The following is a 19,222-nucleotide window of genomic DNA, read 5'->3' as shown; positions in this document are numbered from 1 at the left end:
GTGACCCTGGCCGATCTGGGCCAGGCCAAGCGCATCGAAGTGGGCAAGGAAAACACCACCATCATCGACGGCGCCGGCGCTGCCGCTGACATCGAAGCCCGCGTCAAACAAGTGCGCGTGCAGATCGAAGAAGCCACCAGCGACTACGACCGCGAGAAGCTGCAAGAGCGCGTGGCCAAGCTGGCCGGCGGCGTGGCCGTCATCAAGGTCGGTGCCGCCACCGAAGTCGAGATGAAGGAAAAGAAGGCCCGCGTGGAAGACGCCCTGCACGCCACGCGCGCTGCGGTGGAAGAAGGCATCGTGGCTGGTGGTGGCGTGGCCCTGCTGCGCGCACGCCAGGCCGCTGGTGTCATCAAGGGTGACAACGCTGACCAGGACGCCGGTATCAAGCTGGTCCTCAAGGCCATCGAAGCCCCCCTGCGCGAAATCGTGGCCAACGCCGGTGGCGAGCCGTCGGTGGTGGTCAACGCCATCCTGGCCGGCAAGGGCAACTACGGCTTCAACGCCGCCAACGACACCTACGGCGACATGATCGAAATGGGCATCCTGGACCCGACCAAGGTGACCCGCACCGCGCTGCAGAACGCCGCTTCGGTGTCCAGCCTGATGCTGACGACCGAGTGCATGGTCGCCGAGTCCCCGAAGGACGACGCGCCTGCCATGGGTGGTGGCGGCATGGGCATGGGCGACATGGGCGGCATGGGCATGTAAATGCTCCTTGCATGAGGGCGCAGGGCGGCGTTGCAGCCGCTTGCCGTGGCGATGCCACTGTCAGCGCGTCTGCGCCTTGCCCTGCACCCTCATGCTGCGTCGGACCACATCACTGTGGGCTGACAAACCCCCAAGAAAAAACCCCGCGAGGCGACTCGCGGGGTTTTTTCTTGGGCGGGTGTTTCTTCGCCCCTGCCCCACCGGGACGGTGGCTCAGTGGCGGGTCACCGGGCCGGCGAGTGTGTCGCGCATCGCCAGCGGCCGGAACAGGCGCCACCAGGCCAGGCTGATGCCGATGGTGCCCAGCCCGCCCAGCACCACCGAACCGACCGGCCCGACAGCCGCAGCGGTCACGCCGGACTCGAATTCCCCCAGCTGGTTGCTGGCGCCGATGAAGAGCGTATTGACCGCCGCCACGCGGCCCCGCATGGCGTCTGACGTTTCCAGCTGCACCAGGGTCTGGCGCACCACCACGCTGACCATGTCGGCCGCACCGGACACGGCCAGCGCCGCCAGCGACAGCCAGAACGAGGTGGACAGGCCGAACACCACCATGCACAGGCCGAACACGGCCACCGCGACCAGCAGCTTGCGCCCGACGCGCCGCTCCAGCGCCCAGTGCGACAGCACCAGGCCGGCCGCCAGCGCACCGACGGCGGGCGCCGAACGCAACACGCCCAGCCCTTCGGGCCCGACGTGCAGGATCTCCTTGGCAAAGATCGGCAGCAGCGCGGTCGCCCCGCCCAGCAGCACCGCGAACAGGTCCAGCGACACCGCCCCCAGCAGCACCGGGTGGCCCCACACGTAGCGCACGCCGACCAGCAGCGTCTGCGCGCTGACCGGCTCTCGCACCACCGGCTGGCGCTCGTAGCGCACCCACAGGCAGGCCAGCGCCGCACCGAGGAACAACAGCGTGCAGACGATGTAGACCGCGTTCAGGTTCACGGCAAAGATCAGCCCACCGAGGGCAGGCCCGCCGATGACGGCCGCCTGGGTGCCGGTGGACGTGACGGCCGTGGCGCGGGCCAGCAGCGGCGCGGGCACCAGCGACGGCAGCAGCGCCTGTTGGGCCGACATCTGGAACGGCCGGATCGCCCCCAGCAAGGCCGACAGCACCAGCAGCCATTCGCGCGAGACCGCCTGCGCCAGCGTGCCGGCCACCAGCAGCACCGCCACCACCGCCTGCGCGGCCAGGCACAGCGCCACGATGCGGGCCCGGTGGTGGCGGTCGGCGGCGTGGCCGGCGGGCAGGGTCATGGCCAGCGCTGGACCGAACTGGTACAGCCCGACCAGGCCGAGGTCCCAGGCGCTGGCGGTCAGCTCGTACATGTGCCAGCCGAGGGTCAGCATCAGCATCTGCGTGCCCGCCACGGCCGCCACCCGGGCGCACCAGAAGCGGACAAAGGAGGCGTGAGCGAACAACTCGAGCATGCGCCGGAGGCTAGCACGCGACCATGGGCCGGCGCCCCGGGTCGGGGATCAGTCCCGGGTCACCGGCTCCCAGCACCCGCTGCGTTCCGACCGCCACAGCGCGTCGATCACGCGGGCCTGGGCCACGGCATCGTCCAGGTCGCCGGACTGCGGGCCCGCGCCTTCGCGGATGCGACGCGAGAACGCCTCCACCTCCAGCCGGTACTGGTCGGCCGCGGGCAGGGTTTCGACCGTGACGCCGCTGCCGTCCAGCGCCCCGCCCTCGTCCAGCGCCAGCCGCATTTGGCCGCCGCGCGCGGCGTTGAAGGGAATGAACAGCTCGATGCGCCCTGTGGTGCCGACCACCTGCACCCGCTGGAAGGGCACGCTCTGCGTCGAGACGGTGAAGCTGACCTGCCGCCCGGCGCCGACATCCAGCAGGGCGCTGGTCAGCCGGTCGACCCCGTGCAGCGGGTCGCGGTCCACCAGCGAGACCGCACGCAAGGGCTCGGCCTCGAACAGGTAGCGCCCGGCCAGCACCGCGTAGCAGCCGATGTCGTAGAGCGCGCCACCGCCCATCGCGGCCTGGTTGCGGATGTTGGTCGCGTCGTCGTTGAAGTACGAAAAAAACACCTGCACCGCGCGCGGCGTGCCGATGCGCCCGGCCCGCACCAGCTCGCGGGCGCGCTGCCACTGCGGGTGGTGGCGCACCATGAAGGCTTCTTCGATGTGCACGGTGGCCGCGGCGGCGCGCACGCTCAGCGCCTCCTCGGCGCTCAGCGCGAATGGCTTCTCGCACAGCACATGCTTGCCGGCCGCGGCCGCCTGCAGGGTCAGCGGCACGTGCAGGTGGTTGGGCAGCGGGTTGTAGACCGCTTCGATGGCCGGGTCGGCCAGCAGGTCTTCGTAGCTGCCGTAGGCCTGCGGGATGCCCAGCCGCTGCGCCGCGGCCTGCGCCGACGGCAGGCTGCGAGACGCGATCGCCCGCAACTCGACCAGCGGGCTGGCGAGCATCTCCGGGATCACTTTCTCGACGCCGATCCTGGCCGTGCTCAGCACGCCCCACACCACAGGTTTCATGGTGGCTCCCGGTTCGGCCAATGGTCAGATGTAGCGGTTGAGCAGGTTCTCCAGCCGCTCCTGCCGCCCGGAGACCGGCCGCGTGTCCTGGTTGCGCTCCAGTGCCCGCGCGGCCACCTGGTCCAGGCCCAGGCGACCCGCCATCAGGTCCTGGCCAAAGGGGGCGTTCCAGCCGGCGTAGCGGGCCTCGACGTGGCGCGCCAGTTCGCCGTCGTTGACCATCTGCTCGGCGATCAGCAGCGCGCGCGCCGACACGTCCATGCCGCCGATGTGGCCGTGGAACATGTCCTCGGCGTCGATGGACTGGCGCCGCACCTTCGAGTCGAAGTTCAGGCCGCCGGTGGTGAAGCCCCCGCCTTGCAGGATGAGGTACATCGCCAGCGCGGTTTCGGGGATGTTGTTGGGGAACTGGTCGGTGTCCCAGCCGCACTGCATGTCGCCGCGGTTCATGTCGATGGAGCCGAAGATGCCCAGATCGATGGCGGTGGCGATCTCGTGCTCAAAGCTGTGGCCCGACAGCGTGGCGTGGTTGGCCTCGATGTTGACCTTGATCTCTTTCTCCAGGCCGTGGCGCACCAGGAAGCCGTAGACCGTGGCGGTGTCGAAGTCGTACTGGTGCTTGGACGGCTCGCGCGGCTTGGGCTCGATGAGGATGGCGCCCTTGAAACCGATCTTGTGCTTGTACTCCACCACCATGTTCAGGAAGCGGCCCATCTGGTCCAGCTCCTGACCCATGCGGGTGTTGAGCAGGGTTTCATAGCCTTCGCGGCCGCCCCAGAGCACGTAGTTCTCGCCGCCGAGCTTGAGCGTGGCGTCCATCGCCTCCTTCACCTGCAGCGCGGCCAGCGCGAAGATTTCGGGATCCGGGTTGGTGGACGCGCCCGACATGAAGCGGCGGTGGCTGAACAGGTTGGCCGTGCCCCAGAGCAGCTTCATGCCGGTCTGCGCCTGCTTGGCCTGCAGCACCTCGACCATCTCGTGCAGGTGGTTCACGCTCTCGCGCGGCGTGCTGCCTTCGGGCGCCACGTCGCGGTCGTGGAAGCAGTAGTACGGGGCGCCCAGGCGTGCGAAGAAGTCGAACGCGGCGTCGGCCTTCATGCGCGCCGCCGCCATCGGGTCGGCCACGCGCTGCCAGGGGCGCTCGAAGGTGCCGTCGTAGCCAAAGGGATCGAAGCCGTTCCAGCAGAAGCTGTGCCAGTAGCAGACGGCAAAACGCAGGTGGTCTTCCATGCGCTTGCCCAGCACCAGGCGGTCCTTGTCGTACCACCTGAAGGCCAGCGGGTTGGTCGATTGCGGGCCTTCGTAGGCGATGGCGGGAATGTCGGAGAAATAGGTGCTCATGGGTGTCTCGGTTGAAGTCGTTCGGTGGAAGTCATCAGGGCCTGCGGTACAGGCTGCGGAACAGGTCGTGGCGCGGCGCGAGCAGCTCGCGCTCGGCCGGGTCGGGCCGGTAGACGGTGTCGACCGGGGGTGGCAGGCAGACCGAGGCCATCGGCGCGCCCACGCTGAGGGCGCCCAGGCGGGCCGCCCCCAGCGCGCCACCGACGGCCGAGCCGCCATGGGTAACGATCTCGACATCCAGCGCGCTGGCCAGCATCTGGGCCCAGAAGCCGCTGCGCGCGCCACCGCCCACCAGCGACAGGCGTGAAACGGTGCTGCCGGCGGCGTGCAGCGCGGCCAGGCCGTCGAGCAGGCCGAAGCTCACGCCCTCCATCACCGCGTAGCCCAGGCGCGCGGCGTCGGTGTCGAAGTCCAGGCCGTGGAAGCTGCCGCGCACCTTCGCGTCGTTGTGGGGTGTGCGTTCGCCGCTCAGGTACGGCAGGAACAGCGGGGACGCGGCGCGGTCCGCGGCGCTCAGGGCCGCCGCGCGCGCGGCCACCTCGCCCGCGTTCGCCGCGCCCAGCAGGTCGGCCACCCACTGCAGCGCGCTGGCGGCCGAGAGCATCACGCTCATCTGGTGCCAGCGGCCGGGCACGGCGTGGCAGAAGGCGTGCGTGGCGCTGGCCGCGTTGGGCTGGTAGTCGGGCGTGACCACGAACAGCACGCCGCTGGTGCCCAGCGAGAGAAAACCCTGGCCAGCCTCGACCGCGCCCATGCCCACGGCGCTGGCCGCGTTGTCGCCCGCGCCACCGGCCACCACCGTGCCCGGCCGCAGCCCCAGCGCCTGCGCCACGTCGGCCTTGAGGCGGCCACCGGCCTCGCTGCCTTCGACCAGGCGCGGCATGTGGGCGCGCGTCAGCCCGGTCAGGGCCAGCAGTTCGTCGGACCAGTCGCGGCGCCGCACGTCGAGCCAGAGCGTGCCGCTGGCGTCCGACAGGTCGCTGACGTGTTCGCCGGTCAGCATCAGGCGCACGTGGTCCTTGGGCAGCAGCACCTTGGCGACGCGCTGGAACAGCTCGGGCTCGTGGCGCGCGACCCAGCGCAGCTTGGGCGCGGTGAAGCCCGGCATGGCCAGGCTGCCGCCCAGGTCGCTGAGCGCGGGCCGCTCGCCCATCATCTCGGCGCACTCGGCCGCGCAACGTGTGTCGTTCCAGAGGATGGCCGGGCGCAGCACGCGGTCCTGCGCGTCCAGCAGCACCGCGCCGTGCATCTGGCCCGAGAGGCCGATGGCTTCGGTGGCGGCGTATGCGGCCGGGTGCGCGGCGCGCAGCGCGGCCAGCGCGGCCTGGGTGGCGGTCCACCAGTCGGCCGGGTCCTGTTCGCTGTGGCCGGGATGGGGTCGCGAGACGGTGAGCGGCGCGCCCGCCGAGCCGATGACGCGCTGGTCGGGGCCGAGCAGCAGGGCCTTCACCTCAGAGGTGCCGATGTCGATGCCGATGGTCATGGGGTGGGGTGTCTCAGTGAACGGTGAGGGGAGCCACGGACTCGGGCGCCAGGGCAGCGTCCGGCGCAGCGGTGGGCGCGCTCGCGTGCATGGGCCGCAGTTCGTGGTGCAGCACCAGCGCGGCCGCGCCAACGGCCGAGGCCTGCAGGCCATAACGCGCCGGCCGCACCACGGGGGCGACCATGCCCGCGCTGGCCGCGTAACCGGCCAGCGTGTCGGCCGCGGTGCGCACGATGCCCGGGTGGCGCTCGCAGGACGGGCCGCCGACCACCAGCGTGCCCGGGTTGAAGGTGGTCCAGAGGTTCTGCAGCACCACGCCCAGGAACACGCCGCCGCGCGACGGATCGGGCAGGCGGTCCAGCGCCCGGGCGCCAAAGAAGGTTTCGGCGCAGCCCTTGCGGCCGCAGGAACAGGGCGGCCCGTCGATCTGCAGGATGCTGTGGCCGATTTCGCCGGCCATGCCCTGCAGGCCGGTGAACAGGCGGTCGTTGAGCACGATGCCGGCACCGACGCCGACGCCGCAGGTCACGAAGATGAGCGAGTCCACCGCATCGCCTTCGGTGAACTCGTATTCGCTGAGCGCGGCGGTGTCGGCTTCGTTCTGCACGTGCACGGCCACCGGCGGGCAGCCCGCCTCGGCCAGCGCGCGCGTGATCAGCGGCAGGAAGGCCACGTTGCGCCAGCCCAGGTTGGGCGCGAAGCGCACGGTGCCGCTGGCCTCGTCGAAGGCACCCGGCAGGCCGATGCCGACGCCCGAGACCAGCACCGGGCGCGCCGCCAGCGCGGCGTGCGCGCGCACCACCAGGGCCGCGACCTGGCGGCACACCGCCGCCGTTTCGCGATCGGCCAGCGCTTCTTCGGCCGACCACAGCACCTCGCCGGTGAGCGACACACCGACCACCCGCAGCGACTCGACCCCGATCTCCACGCCGATCATGGCGCGGCGGGTGCCATCGAGCCGCAGCGGGGTCGACGGCCGGCCCAGGCCCTGCGCGGCGGTCAGGCCGGTTTCGGTGATCCAGCCTTCGTCGATCAATTCGCGCACCAGCAGGCTGACGGTCGATTTGGTCAGGCCGCTTTCCTGCGCGAGCTGGGCGCGCGAGAGCCCGCTGCGCCGCCGCAGCAGCCGCAGCAGCACGCTGCGGTTGATGCGTTTGACAAGTTGCTGGTCGCCGGTGGTTTTCATGGTGTGGTCGTGGTGGGGCGCCGGGCCTCAGAAGCTGTGGGCCTGCGCCTTTCCATCAGGTTGTTTGCCCGCGATGATCATGCCAAGGACCTCGTCCTCGGTGACATCGGCGGTGCGGTAGGCGCCCACCATGCGGCCGTTCTTCATCACCGCCAGCCGGTCGCTCAGGCCGAACACGTCGGGCATGTCGTGGGTGATCAGGAAGATGCCCACACCCTCGGCCTTGAGCTGGCGCACCAGATTGCCGACCATCGCCGTCTCTTCCGGCCCCAGCGCCGCGGTGGGCTCGTCCATGATCAGGATGCGCGCGTTGAAGTAGATGGCGCGCGAGATCGCCACCACCTGGCGCTGCCCGCCCGAGAGTCGGCGCACCGGCGTGCGCACGTTCTTGAAGTTCTTATTCAGGCGGTGGAACACCTTGCGCGCCTCAGCATCCATGCGGTGGTCGTCCAGCGTGTTCCAGCGCGTGAGCAGCTCGCGCCCCAGGAACAGGTTGGCCACCGCGTCCAGGTTGTCGGCCAGGGCCAGGGTCTGGTAGATCGACTCGATGCCGCAGCGCTGGGCATCGACCGGGGTGCGGATGTGGGCCTTCTCGCCGTTGATCAGCACCTCGCCGCTGTCGATGGGGTAGGCCCCGGCCAGCATCTTCATCAGCGTCGACTTGCCGGCGCCGTTGTGGCCCAGCAGGGCGACCACTTCGCCGGGGTAGAGATTGATGGACACATCGTCGACCGCGCGCACGCCGCCGAAGGACTTGCCGATCTGGCGCATTTCAACCAGTGGAGCGCTCAGTCGATCCGGCGCCGGGCCGCCCCAAGCCGGATCAGCCCCCTCGGGGGGCAGCGAAGCGTGGGGGCTCATGTTGCGTCTCCGGTCAGGCGGCGGTACACCACGTCGAACACCACGGCGGCGATCAGCACCTGGCCGATGATCACGTAGCGCAGACCGATGGAGATGTCCAGCAGCAGCAGGCCGCTGTCGATGCTCTGCATGATCAGCGCGCCCAGCACCGAGCCGAGGATGGAGCCGCTGCCACCGGCCAGCGCCGTGCCGCCGATGACGGCCGCGGCGATCACATAGAGTTCCATGCCGGTGCCCAGCGAGTTGGTGCCGGCGTTCAGGCGGGCGATCGACACCATCGCCGCGATGGTGATCAGCACGCCCATCAGCGCGAACAGCATCAGCGTGACCCGGCGCACCGGGATGCCGACCAGGGCCGCCGCTTCGGGGTTGCCGCCCATGGCGAACACGTAGCGGCCAAAGCGCGTGCGGTGCACGATGAAGGACAGCACCAGCGCCACACTGCCCCAGATCAGCACCGGGATCGGCACACCCTGCGGCGCATCCTTGCTGGGGATCTGGTAGGCGTTCATGGTCGCCACAAAACCCACCACGATCAGCGCCGGCACCGCCGCCACCAGGGCGTCCAGCCACAGCGGCGGGTTGGGCACTTCGTAGGCCGCCTTGGCGCGGCGCCGCAGCACCGTCTGCAGCACCAGTGCCGCCACCAGCACCGCGGCCAGCAGCCAGCTGGCCTGCACGCCGATGGCGCCGTCAAAGCCGCCGCCCAGGCGCTGGAAAAACAGGTCGTTGACCGGCTGCGTCTTGCCGTCGGCCACCAGGAAGGCCGCACCGCGGAAGGACATCAGCCCGCCCAGCGTGACCACGAAGGACGGCACGCCCAGCATGGCCGTCAGCGCGCCCTGGTAGACCGACACCGCGATCGCCACCACCAGGCCGGCCAGCGAGGCCTCGACCCAGTGCCAGCCGGCGGTGTACATCAGCGTGGCGATCAGCACGCCGACAAAACCCATCACCGAGCCGACCGACAGGTCGATGTGGCGCGCCACGATCACCAGCACGACGATGGTGGCGACGATGCCGACCACCGCGGTCTGCTGGGCGATGTTGTAGAGGTTCTCGGGCGAGAGGAACAGGCCGCCCGAGAGCACGTTGAACACCAGGGCGGTCGCCACCAGGACGGCCCCCATCAGCACCAGCCGCCAGTCAACGGCCAGTTGTCTCAACACATTGGGAACAGGACTCACAGACGCACTCCGCAGAAAAAAGGACCGCGGGCTGAACCCAGCCCGCGGTCCGAGGGCCTCCATCCATCAGGAGAAACGCAGATTCAAACGCGGGGTCATTTGCAGGCGGCCGGGCCCTTGGCGGCGTCCACGCCCTTGCACAGGTCGTCCTTCTTGATCCAGCCGGCCTTGACCACCAGGTCCAGGTTCTGGGCCGTGACCGGCACCGGCTTGAGGAACTGCGCCTGCAGCGCCACCTTCTTCTCGCCGCCGCTCCAGGTCTGAGCGGCCGCGACCTTCTGGCCCTTGGCCAGCGACACCGCGGCCGAGGCCGCATCGCGGCCCAGGTCGCGCGCATCCTTCCAGACCGACACGGTCTGCGAACCCGCGGCCACGCGGTTGAGCGCCGCGTGGTCACCGTCCTGGCCCGAGACCGGAATGCCCTTGATGCCCTTGGCGCTCAGCGCCGCGACCACGCCACCGGCCGTGCCGTCGTTGGAGGCCACCACGGCGTCGATCTTGCCGCCGGTCTTGGTGATGATCTGCTCCATGTTCTTCTGGGCCACTTCGGGCTTCCAGCCGTCGGTGTATTCCTCGCCGACGATCTTGATGTCGCCCTTCTTGATCGCAGCGTCCAGCACCTCCTGCTGGCCGCCGCGCAGGAAGTTGGCGTTCGGGTCGGTGGGCGAGCCCTTGATCATCACGTAGTTGCCCTTGGGCTTGGCGGCCAGCACGGCGCGCGCCTGCATGCGGCCAACCTCGACGTTGTCGAAGGTGATGTAGAACACGCCGGGCGCTTCGATCAGGCGGTCGTAGGCCACCACCGGGATCTTCTGCTGTTTGGCCTTGTTGACTGCCGGCAGGATGGCGTCCTTGTCCATCGCCAGCACGATCAGCACCTTGGCGCCCTTGGCGATCAGCGAGTCCACGTCCGAGAGCTGCTTCTCGGGCGAGCCGCCCGCGTCGGCGCTGATGTAGCTGGCGCCCAGCTTGGTCAGTTGGTCCTTGATGGCCTTCTCGTCGGTCTTCCAGCGCTCTTCCTGGAAGTTGGACCAGCTCACCCCCACCACTTGGGCAAACGCCCCGGCGCTGGCCAGGCCGAGCGCCAAAGCGGTCAACGTAGTCTTCAGTTTCATCCTTGTCTCCAGTGAATGGCCTGTTGCAGGCCCATGGTTATTGAACGGATTGGTTGGACACATCGTGCGCTGGCCCCCTCGCCGGCAGCCATTTAGTGCGAACGACAAACTAATTATTCGCTGCCCGAGGCCTGGCTTCCTATTGGGACAAACCCGACATAGTTTGATGACTGAACTTAATAAGATGGACGTTGTTTCCTCCCGAAAAGGTCCGCCGTGCCCGCCATTCCCCCGTTGCTGTCCGGCCTCTGTGCGGCCCTGGTCCTGGTGCTGCCCGGCCCGCTCAGGGCCGAGCCGGCCGCCCCCGTGGTGCCGCGTTTCGTCGAAGAGACGGAAAGCGCCGGCCTGTTCAGCCGCTTTGAGGGCGAAGAGGAATACATGGTCGGCGGCGGTGTCGCCAGCTTCGACTGCGACGACGACGGCCTGCCCGAGCTCTACGTCACCGCGGGTGTCGGCAAGGCCCGGCTCTACCGCAACCGCAGCCCGCGCGGCGGGGCGCTGAAGCTGCAGGAAGCCCGCTCGGGCCTGGAGACCACCAACGCCATCGGCGCCTACCCGCTGGACATCGACGGCGACCGCCTCACCGACCTGGTGGTGCTGCGCGTGGGCGAGGTGCAGGTGTACCGGGGCCAGGGCCAGTGCCGCTTCGAGCGCGCCAACGAGGCCTGGAACCTGCGCACCGGCAACGGCTGGCACACCGCTTTTTCGGCCACCTGGGAGGCGGGTCAGTCCTGGCCGACACTGGCCATCGGCACCTACGTGGACCGCAGCAAGCCCGACTTTCCCTGGGGCAGCTGCACCCCGGCGTTGTTCATCCGGCCGCAGCCGGGCGGCGGCTTCCAGCCCGCCCAGCCGCTCACGCCCGGCCACTGCGCGCTGTCGATGCTGTTTTCTGACTGGAACCGCTCGGGCTCGGCTGCGCTGCGCGTGAGCAACGACCGCGAGTACTACAAAGGTGGCGAGGAACAGCTCTGGCGCATCCCCGCCGGCGCCGCGCCCGTTCGCCTGGGCCCCGCCGACGGCTGGAAGCCGCTGCAGATCTGGGGCATGGGCATCGCCAGCCACGACATCACCGGCGACGGTTTCCCCGAGCTGTTCCTCACCAGCATGTCCGACAACAAGCTGCAGACGCTCGAAGCCGGCCCGGCCCAGCCGCGCTACGTCGACATCGCGTTCAAGCGCGGCGCCACCGCCCACCGGCCCTACGTCGGCGGCGACGTGCGGCCCTCCACCGCCTGGCACGCCCAGTTCGCCGACCTCAACAACGACGGCCGCTCCGACCTGTTCGTGGTCAAGGGCAACGTCTCGTCCATGCCCGACTTCGCCGCGCTGGACCCGAACAACCTGCTGCTGCAGACCGCCGACGGCCACTTTGTCGAAGCCGGCCACACCGCGGGCCTGGCCAGCGTGCTGCGTGGTCGCGGCGCCATGGTGGCCGACTTCAACGCCGACGGCCTGCTGGACGTGGTGGTGGTCAACCGCGGCGACCGGGCGCAGCTGTGGCGCCAGCTGCCCGCCAGCGCGAACCCGCCGGCGCACTGGCTGCAGCTGCGGCTGCAGCAGGACGGCGGCAACCGCGACGCCATCGGCGCCTGGGTCGAGGTGCGGCTGGGCACGGACGACAGCGCCCCGGTGCTGCGCCAGGAGCTGACCGTGGGCGGCGGCCACGCCAGCGGTCACCTGGGCTGGCTGCACTTCGGCCTCGGCGGCGCGGACCGCGTGCAGCTGCGCGTGCAATGGCCGCACGGTGGCTGGAGCGCCTGGCAGCCGGCCGAGGCCGACCGCTTCTACACCGCCAGCCCCTCGGGGCTGACCCTCTGGAGGGCACCCTGATGCGCCGCCCCATCGCACGCGGGCTGCTCGGCCTGGCGGCCCTGTGCGCCACCCTGCCGGCCCAGGCCCAGGCTCCGTCCCCGGCGCCCGCCGTGGCACCGTCCGCCGAGGCCTACAGCGCCGAGGTGGCCACCGAATGGTTCGCCCTGGCGCTGCTGCTGACCCAGCAGACCCCCGGCATGAGCCCGCCGGTGGCCTCGCGCGCGCTGGCCTACCTCGGGCTGGCGCTGTACGAATCGGTGGCGCCGGGCATGCCCGGCCACCGCAGCCTGGCCGGCCAGCTCAACGAGCTGCAGTCGCTGCCCTGGGCGCAGCCGGACGAGCCCCTGCACTGGCCCACCGTGGCGCACACGGCCATGGCCAGCATGACGCGCATGATGTTTCCGCACGCCAGCGCCGAGAACAAGGCCCGCATCGACCTGCTCGAACGCAGCCTGCCGCAGAAGCTGGCGCGCGACTTCGACCCGCAGCTGGTGAACGCCGAGGTGCGCACCCGCTCGGAGACCTTCGGCAAGCTGATGGCCATGGCGCTCATGACCTGGGCCCGCACCGACGGCGGCCACGAGGCCTGGGGCCCGCTGCGCCGCCACCAGGCCAACTACGTGCCGCCCAGCGGCGCTGGCCAGTGGGTGCCCACGCCGCCGGCCTACGCCCCGCCGCTGCTGCCCTGGTGGGGCACGGTGCGCCCGTTCGCGCTGCCCGTGGCCGACGCCTGCCCGGCCCCGCCGCCCCCCGCCTATTCCGAAGAGGCTGGCTCGGCGTTCCAGCGCGAGACCGGCGAGGTGCACCGCATCAGCCAGGCCGCCACGCAGGCGCAGCGGCAGGTCTCGCTGTACTGGGCCGACGACCCGCTGAAAACCCCCACGCCCGCCGGCCACTGGTCCTTCATCGCCTCCGACCAGCTCAAGGCCGGCAAAGCCAGCCTAGCCCGCGCGGCCCGGGTGTACGCGCGCCTGCACCTGGCCATGGCCGACGCCTTCATCGCCACCTGGAAGACCAAGTACACCGTCAACCTGCTGCGGCCGGTGACGGCGGTGCAGCTGACCCTGGACAGCCAGTGGGTGCCGACGCTGATGCACACCCCGCCGTTCCCCGAGTACCCGTCCGGTCACTCGGTGCTGTCCTCGGCCGCAGCCGGTGTGCTCGAACAAGAGTTCGGCACCAGCACGCGCTTCACCGACAACACCCACAACGACCGCGGCTGGGGCCCCCGCAGCTTCGCCAGCTTCCGCGCCGCGGCCGACGAGGCCGCCGTCTCCCGCCTGTACGCGGGCATCCATTTCCGCAGCGGCATCGAAGGTGGCAAGGTGCAGGGCCGCTGCGTCGCCGAGCGCGTGATCGGCCTGTCGATGGGCGCGCCATGACGACCGGCACGGCGACCGCGCCCACCACCCGCTGCGGCGGGCGCACCGTGCACTGGCTCGACGACGGGCGCCAGCGCCTGGGCCTGGTGCCCGGTTTCGGGGGCAGCGCCGCCGCCTGGCTGCTGCACCCGCCGGCCGATGCGGCGCCGCGCCAGCCCGAGGTGCCGTTCCACCTCTGGCGCCCCTGGTTCGGCGACCCCGACCCGTTCAGCGTGGCTTCGCTGCCCCTGGTGCCCTGGTCCAACCGCATCAGCGGCGGCGGCTTCGAAAGCGACGGTGTGTTCCACCCGCTGGCGCCCAACCGCGCCGGGGAAGCCTGCCCGATTCACGGCGAGGGCTGGCTGCAGGCCTGGGCGGTGACCACCCACGACAACGACCGGCTCGACATGCGGCTGGATTCGCGCCATTTCATGGGCGGCCCCTACAACTACATCGCGACACAGCGCTACCAGCTGCGGCCCGACGGCATCGAACAGACCCTCACGGTGACGCATCTGGGCGACACCCCCCTGCCCTACGGCCTGGGGCAGCACCCCTGGCTGCTGCGCAGCCCCGGCACCCGGGTGCAGGCCCGGGTGAGCGGTGTCTGGCTCAGCCACCTCGACCGCCTGCCCCGGGCGCACGCCGCCGTTCCGCCCGACTGGGACCTGTGCGCCGGCATCGAGGCCCACGGCCCCCTGATCGACAACGCCTTCACCGGCTGGGACGGCACGGCCCGCATCGAGTGGCCGGAAAGCGGCTGGGCCCTGACCGTGGAAGACACGACGCCGACCGGCGACGGCTGCCTGCTGCTGTTCCGGCCGGACGCCGGCCCGAGCTTCTGCGTGGAACCGGTCAGCCACCCCATCGACGCGGTCCACCTGCCGGGCCGACCGGGGCTGCGCCAGCTCGGACAGGGCGGGTCGATGAGCCAGCGCCTGCGGTGGCGGTTTGCCCGGCTCCAGGCCGGTGCGGCTGGACGGGCCTGACCGGCGCGGGTCAGTGTCCGCCGCAGCACGCGCCCGTGGGCAGCGCGAAGGCCTCGGGTTCGTAGCGGTCGTGGTGGCGCACCCAGGCCATGCTGTGCTCCAGGTGCTCTTCGTTCCGGCCCGCCGGCGTCAGGTCGAGCAGCCGGTAGGTGCCCATCATCACCTCCACGCCGCGGCCGTAGCTGGAGTAGGTGTGGAACACCTCGCCCGCGTCGTCTTTGGCAAACACGCTCACGCCGGGCATCTCGTCGTTGGCAAAGCACTGCTGCTCGAAGTTGTAGTGCATGGTCTGTGCGGCCACGTCCTGCGGGGTGAAGCTCACGCCGAAATCGGTGTTGAAGCTGCTGCCGTGGGACGACACCCAGCGGAAGCCCCAGCCCATGCGCTTTCGGAATCGCTCGATCTCCTTCAGCGGCGCACGCGACACCACCACCAGCGCCACATCGCGCGCAGCCAGGTGGGGCAGCATGCCCTCGATGTGATCGGCCATGTAAGAACAGCTGGGGCAGCCCTGCGCCCAGCCCGGGCCCAGCATGAAGTGCTGCACCAGCAACTGGCGCCTGCCGTTGAACAGGTCGCCCAGCGCGCGCGGTCCGTCGGACGTGTCGAACACATAAGGCGTCTGCACGCGTACCCAGGGCAAGGCACTGCGTTCCCGCGCGACCTCGTCGCTCAGGCGGCTGAGTTCCTTCTCGCGCGCCAGCAGCTGCAGGCGCTGTGCGAGCCACTGGCTCCGGTCGGTGGTGGTGTGGGTGATGGTCATGGCGGGCTCCCGCATCAGACGGCCGGGCGGTGGGTGGGGCGGCGCACCGCGCGCACCTTGCCGCTGCCCCCGCCGCCGCAATAGAACAGCTCGCCACCGTCGGCTTCGAGCCCACTCACCCCGGTGCCCGCCGGCATCTGCAGGCGCTGCAGCACCGTGCCGTCGGCCGGGTCGATGCGGCGCAGCTCGCTTTCTTCGGCCTCCCAGGTGCCGTGCCAGAGTTCGCCGTCCACCCAGGTGACGCCGGTGACGAAGCGGTTCGATTCGAGGGTGCGCCGCACCGCGCCGGTCTCCGGGTCGATCTGGACAATCCGGCGGTCCCGGTACTGGCCCACCCACAGGCTGCCCTCGGCCCAGGTCAGGCCCGAATCCATGCCCTGGCCGGGCGCGGGGATGGAGGCCAGCACCTGGCCGGTGGCGGGGTCGATCTTGTCGATGCGCGCCTCGGCGATCTGGTAGAGGTGTTTGCCGTCGAACGCGGTGCCCGCGTCGCCGGCCTGTTCGATGCGCTGCACGGTCTCGCCACTCATGGGGTCGAACGCGACCATGCGCGAACCGATGGCGGCCCACACGCGCTGGCCGTCGTGCGTGACACCGTGAACGGCGGGGGAACCGTCGAATGGACCGTACTCGCGCACGATCTCGGCGGTCTGGAGGGGTGGGTTGCGGCTCATCGGGGCTCCTTGGTGGAAGGCGCCAGCGGCGGCGCCATGGGGAGCACTCTAATGAAGCGGCAGCGCGGTGGGGAGTAACAAGATCGTCGTGAATCCTGCGGAGGCAGCGAGGGGCGGCGCCAGCCAGCGCCGCGCCCGCCCCTGCCCCACGCAGCGCACGCGGCGCTCGGCCAGCAGCTCGGCCAGGGCGCGCTGCACGGTGCGCTGGCTCGCGCCCAGGGCCACCGCCAGGGCCGAGGTGGACCAGGCCGCGCCGTCCGCCAGCAAGGCCAGCAGCGAGGCCTGCGCGCCGTCGATGGGCGGCGCCACCACCACCACCGGCCGCCCCTGCGCTGGCTGCAACTGAAAACCGCGCGCCGTGGCCCCGATGCCTGCCATGCCCGCCACCAAGGCCCGCAGGCGACCGATCTCCACCCGCAAGCGCGCACGGTGCGTGTCGTCGGGCCGGCGCGTGCGGAAGGCGCTGGCGATCAGCGCCTCGCGGTGCACATCGGCGGGCCAGGCCTCGGCCAAGGCCTGCGCGAGCGTGAACAGCACCGGCCGGCTCGCCAGCGGCAGCCAGCGCCCGTCCAGGCTGAGGCCTCGGCGGCAGGCGTCGAGCACCAGCGAGGGCGATGCCAGCAGGGCTTCCACATCGGAGAGGTGCAGCAACGCCTCGCCCTGCGCACCCAGGCGCCGCGCTGCGGGGCGCTCCAGCGCGGCCAGCGCTTCGCTCACCTCGGCCTGCAGCGCAGGCACCTGCGCGCGCTGCGCCGCCCGCTGCGCGCGCAACAGCGCGTCGCGCGCCGGGCCCGTGCACAGCGAGCGCAACGACAACTCCGCCGTCGCCAGGCCCGCCACGGCCGCCAGCAGCGGTGGCAGGCTCGGCACGTTCACCCGCGCCAGCCAGGCCGCGGCCTCATCCAGCCGTCCCATCAACAGGCAAGCTCGCACCGCCACCAGCCGCGCCTGCCAGGCGTTGGTCTCGTCACCGCGGGCCGACAGCGTGGCCGCGGCCTGCTCCAGCGCATGCAGCATGCGGGGCGTGGTGGCGAGCTCGCGCATCGCCAGCGCCACCTCGGCCTCGGCCACGACACAGCGCGCCCGCGCCAGCGCCTCGCGCGCACCAAAGCCCCGTGCCGCCAGCCGCAACAGCTCGCGCGAACGCGGGTAGTCGCCCAGCTGTGCCATTGCAATGCCCCGCAAGGCGAGGGCCGGCGCGTCGTCGCGCAAGGCCACGTGTTTGAGCGCCAAGAGCGCGTCGCCCGCGGCCAGCGCGCGGGCGGCGGCGGTGAGCAGGGCGTCCATGGGGGAACTGACCGAGCCCGGTCTGGATCGGCGGGCCGGCCTCTCAGCCCATCATCGCTTCGAGCTTGATCGTGTCGGCCACGAAGGCGCGGATGCCTTCGGCCAGCTTCTCGGTCGCCATCGCGTCCTCGTTCAGCGCAAAGCGGAAGCCCGCCTCGTCGTACTGCACGAACGGGATGTCCATCGCCTTGGCGGCGTCGGCGTCCAGCGCCTTCGTCAACGGTGCTTCGCTGGCCGCCAGCTGGGCCAGCAGGTCGGGGCTGATGGTCAGCAGGTCGCAGCCGGCCAGTGCCGTGATCTGGCCCACGTTGCGAAAGCTCGCGCCCATCACCTCGGTGGCAATGCCGTGCTTCTTATAGAAGTTGTAGATCGCGCGCACCGACTGCACGCCCGGGTCGTTGGCACCCGCGTTGGCGGCCTCGTCCCAGCCGGCCCCCGCGCTCTTCTTGTACCAGTCGTAGATGCGGCCCACAAACGGCGAGATCAGCTGCACCTTGGCCTGACCACAGGCGACGGCCTGGGCGAACGAGAACAGCAGCGTCAGATTGGTGTGGATGCCCTCGCGCTCCAGCCGCGCCGCGGCCTGGATGCCTTCCCACGTGGAGGCCATCTTGATCAGCACACGATCCACGTGCACACCCTCGCCCTGGTACAGGTCGATGATGCGGCGCGCACGCGTCACGGTGGCTTCGGTGTCGAAGCTCAGGCGCGCGTCCACCTCGGTGGAGACGCGGCCCGGGATGAGTTTCAGGATCTCGCCACCGAACGCCACGAGCAGGCGGTTCATCACCTCGTCCGCCCCCTGGCTGCCGTATTTCGCCACCGCATCCTTGAGCAGGTGGGCGTATTCGGGCTTCTGCACCGCCTTCAGGATGAGCGACGGGTTGGTCGTCGCATCGCGCGGCGAAAACGCCGCGATCTGGTTGAAGTCGCCGGTGTCGGCGACCACGGTGGTGAGCTGTTTGAGTGCGTCAAGCTGGTTCATTTCGCCATTATCGGGTGTAATAAGGTTTCATGATCACCATGTAACCTGTTTCGTAACCGGATTGTTTCCCATGCTCGACCGCATCAAAGCCTCCCTGCCCTCGCTCGCGCCCGCCGAACAACGCGTGGGCAAGCTGGTGCTGCTCGACCCCCGCAGTTTCGCCAGCCTGCCGGTGTCCGAACTGGCCGACCGGTCCCACGTGAGCAAGCCCACGGTGGTGCGCTTCTGCCGCAGCATGGGCTACGACGGCCTGTCCGATTTCAAGCTCAAGCTGGCCGGCACGGTGAGCGAGGGCGTGCCCTTCATCCACCGCAGCGTGGACGTGGACGACAAGGTCGGCGACGTGCTGGTGAAGGTGATCGACAACACCGTGGCAGCGTTCCTGAAGTACCGCAATGACGCCTCGACGCATTCCATCGAGAAAGCCGTCGACGCGCTGCTGACCACCTACAAGAACAAGGGCCGCATCGAGTTCTACGGCGCCGGCAATTCGGGCATCGTGGCGCAGGACGCGCAGCACAAGTTCTTCCGCCTGGGCATCAACGCCATCGCCTACAGCGACGGCCACATGCAGGTGATGAGCGCCTCGCTGCTGGGGCCGGGCGACTGCCTGGTGATCGTCTCCAACTCGGGCCGCACGCGCGACCTGATGGACGCGGCCGACATCGCGCGCAAGCACGGCGCCACGGTCATCACCGTCACCGCCAGCGGCTCGCCCCTGGCCACCGCCGGCCACATCCACCTGGCCGCGGACCACCCCGAGGGCTACGACCGCTACAGCCCCATGACCTCGCGCCTGATGCACCTGATGGTGATCGACGTGGTCGCCACCTGTCTGGCGCTGCGCATCGGCGGCAACAAATTGCAGCCGCTGCTGAAGGAAATGAAGAACAACCTGCGGAGTAAACGCTACGCGTGACCGTGCGCGTTGCGCACAGGTCAAGCGCCCCCTGCGCCGCAGCACTTGAAACACC

Annotated in this window: 17 protein-coding genes; 5 read left to right on the top strand and 12 right to left on the bottom strand. The window is 70.3% G+C overall.

What is annotated here, in order from left to right; all coding sequences use genetic code 11:
* Positions 1-711: TCP-1/cpn60 chaperonin family protein (locus tag IV088_RS07185; RefSeq protein WP_291099754.1), on the top strand; the 711-nt coding region annotated here is incomplete at its 5' end.
* A 213-nt stretch (positions 712-924) separates the two neighbouring features.
* Here the strand turns inward: IV088_RS07185 and IV088_RS07180 are convergent.
* The 8 genes from IV088_RS07180 to xylF form a co-directional block, all read right to left on the bottom strand.
* Positions 925-2,142: an MFS transporter gene (locus IV088_RS07180; protein WP_291099752.1), complete on the bottom strand. Its 1,218-nt coding sequence runs from the start codon at positions 2,140-2,142 to the stop codon at positions 925-927.
* A 48-nt stretch (positions 2,143-2,190) separates the two neighbouring features.
* On the bottom strand, positions 2,191-3,201 hold the full coding sequence (locus tag IV088_RS07175; RefSeq protein WP_291099749.1) for a Gfo/Idh/MocA family oxidoreductase: 1,011 nt from the start codon (positions 3,199-3,201) through the stop codon (positions 2,191-2,193).
* 24 nt (positions 3,202-3,225) lie between these two features.
* Positions 3,226-4,542, bottom strand: coding sequence for a xylose isomerase (gene xylA / locus IV088_RS07170; protein ID WP_291099746.1), 1,317 nt, complete (start codon positions 4,540-4,542; stop codon positions 3,226-3,228).
* Positions 4,543-4,576: 34 nt separating this feature from the next.
* The gene (gene xylB, locus IV088_RS07165; RefSeq protein ID WP_291099744.1) at positions 4,577-6,025 is read right to left on the bottom strand and encodes a xylulokinase; all 1,449 of its coding nucleotides are present in this window, start codon (positions 6,023-6,025) and stop codon (positions 4,577-4,579) included.
* A 13-nt stretch (positions 6,026-6,038) separates the two neighbouring features.
* Entirely contained in the window at positions 6,039-7,211 is a 1,173-nt protein-coding gene (locus IV088_RS07160; RefSeq protein WP_291099741.1) for an ROK family transcriptional regulator, read from the bottom strand.
* Positions 7,212-7,238: 27 nt separating this feature from the next.
* Positions 7,239-7,982, bottom strand: a complete 744-nt coding sequence (locus tag IV088_RS07155) for an ATP-binding cassette domain-containing protein (protein ID WP_291099762.1) — start codon at positions 7,980-7,982, stop codon at positions 7,239-7,241.
* Positions 7,983-8,068: 86 nt separating this feature from the next.
* Positions 8,069-9,202 (bottom strand): sugar ABC transporter permease, encoded by a 1,134-nt coding sequence (locus IV088_RS07150; RefSeq protein ID WP_367171575.1) that lies wholly within the window; start codon positions 9,200-9,202, stop codon positions 8,069-8,071.
* 152 nt (positions 9,203-9,354) lie between these two features.
* Positions 9,355-10,374, bottom strand: coding sequence for a D-xylose ABC transporter substrate-binding protein (gene xylF / locus IV088_RS07145; RefSeq protein ID WP_291099736.1), 1,020 nt, complete (start codon positions 10,372-10,374; stop codon positions 9,355-9,357).
* 216 nt (positions 10,375-10,590) lie between these two features.
* On the opposite strand from xylF, the gene IV088_RS07140 reads away from it, so the two are divergent.
* Genes IV088_RS07140 through IV088_RS07130 form a run of 3 tightly spaced genes read left to right on the top strand, consistent with a single transcriptional unit; the run spans position 10,591 to position 14,539 of the window.
* Positions 10,591-12,207, top strand: coding sequence for a CRTAC1 family protein (locus IV088_RS07140; RefSeq protein WP_291099733.1), 1,617 nt, complete (start codon positions 10,591-10,593; stop codon positions 12,205-12,207).
* On the top strand, positions 12,207-13,571 hold the full coding sequence (locus IV088_RS07135; RefSeq protein ID WP_291099730.1) for a vanadium-dependent haloperoxidase: 1,365 nt from the start codon (positions 12,207-12,209) through the stop codon (positions 13,569-13,571). Before IV088_RS07140 ends, IV088_RS07135 begins: the two co-directional genes overlap by 1 nt.
* Positions 13,568-14,539 carry an aldose 1-epimerase gene (locus tag IV088_RS07130; RefSeq protein ID WP_291099727.1) on the top strand — a complete coding sequence of 324 codons (972 nt, stop codon included), beginning with the start codon at positions 13,568-13,570 and terminating at the stop codon, positions 14,537-14,539. The genes IV088_RS07135 and IV088_RS07130 overlap by 4 nt, the downstream gene beginning before the upstream one ends.
* Before the next feature lie 10 nt (positions 14,540-14,549).
* Here the strand turns inward: IV088_RS07130 and IV088_RS07125 are convergent, their stop codons facing one another.
* From IV088_RS07125 to tal, 4 genes are read right to left on the bottom strand one after another with little or no spacing between them, the layout of a single operon-like run.
* Positions 14,550-15,302, bottom strand: coding sequence for a DUF899 domain-containing protein (locus tag IV088_RS07125; protein WP_291099724.1), 753 nt, complete (start codon positions 15,300-15,302; stop codon positions 14,550-14,552).
* Positions 15,303-15,316: 14 nt separating this feature from the next.
* On the bottom strand, positions 15,317-15,976 hold the full coding sequence (locus IV088_RS07120; protein WP_291099721.1) for a hypothetical protein: 660 nt from the start codon (positions 15,974-15,976) through the stop codon (positions 15,317-15,319).
* Between the two features lie 48 nt (positions 15,977-16,024).
* Positions 16,025-17,263, bottom strand: a complete 1,239-nt coding sequence (locus tag IV088_RS07115; RefSeq protein ID WP_291099718.1) for a helix-turn-helix domain-containing protein — start codon at positions 17,261-17,263, stop codon at positions 16,025-16,027.
* 43 nt (positions 17,264-17,306) lie between these two features.
* The gene (gene tal / locus IV088_RS07110) at positions 17,307-18,248 is read right to left on the bottom strand and encodes a transaldolase (RefSeq protein WP_291099715.1); all 942 of its coding nucleotides are present in this window, start codon (positions 18,246-18,248) and stop codon (positions 17,307-17,309) included.
* A 70-nt stretch (positions 18,249-18,318) separates the two neighbouring features.
* Between tal and IV088_RS07105 the strand changes: the two genes are divergently transcribed.
* On the top strand, positions 18,319-19,167 hold the full coding sequence (locus tag IV088_RS07105) for an SIS domain-containing protein (RefSeq protein WP_291099712.1): 849 nt from the start codon (positions 18,319-18,321) through the stop codon (positions 19,165-19,167).
* Positions 19,168-19,222: the final 55 nt, after the last annotated feature.

The sequence above is a fragment of the Hydrogenophaga sp. genome (assembly GCF_018780075.1).
Lineage (GTDB): Bacteria > Pseudomonadota > Gammaproteobacteria > Burkholderiales > Burkholderiaceae_C > Hydrogenophaga.
Note: the sequence above shows the minus strand (reverse complement) of the source record. Positions and strands in the feature narration are given on the sequence as shown.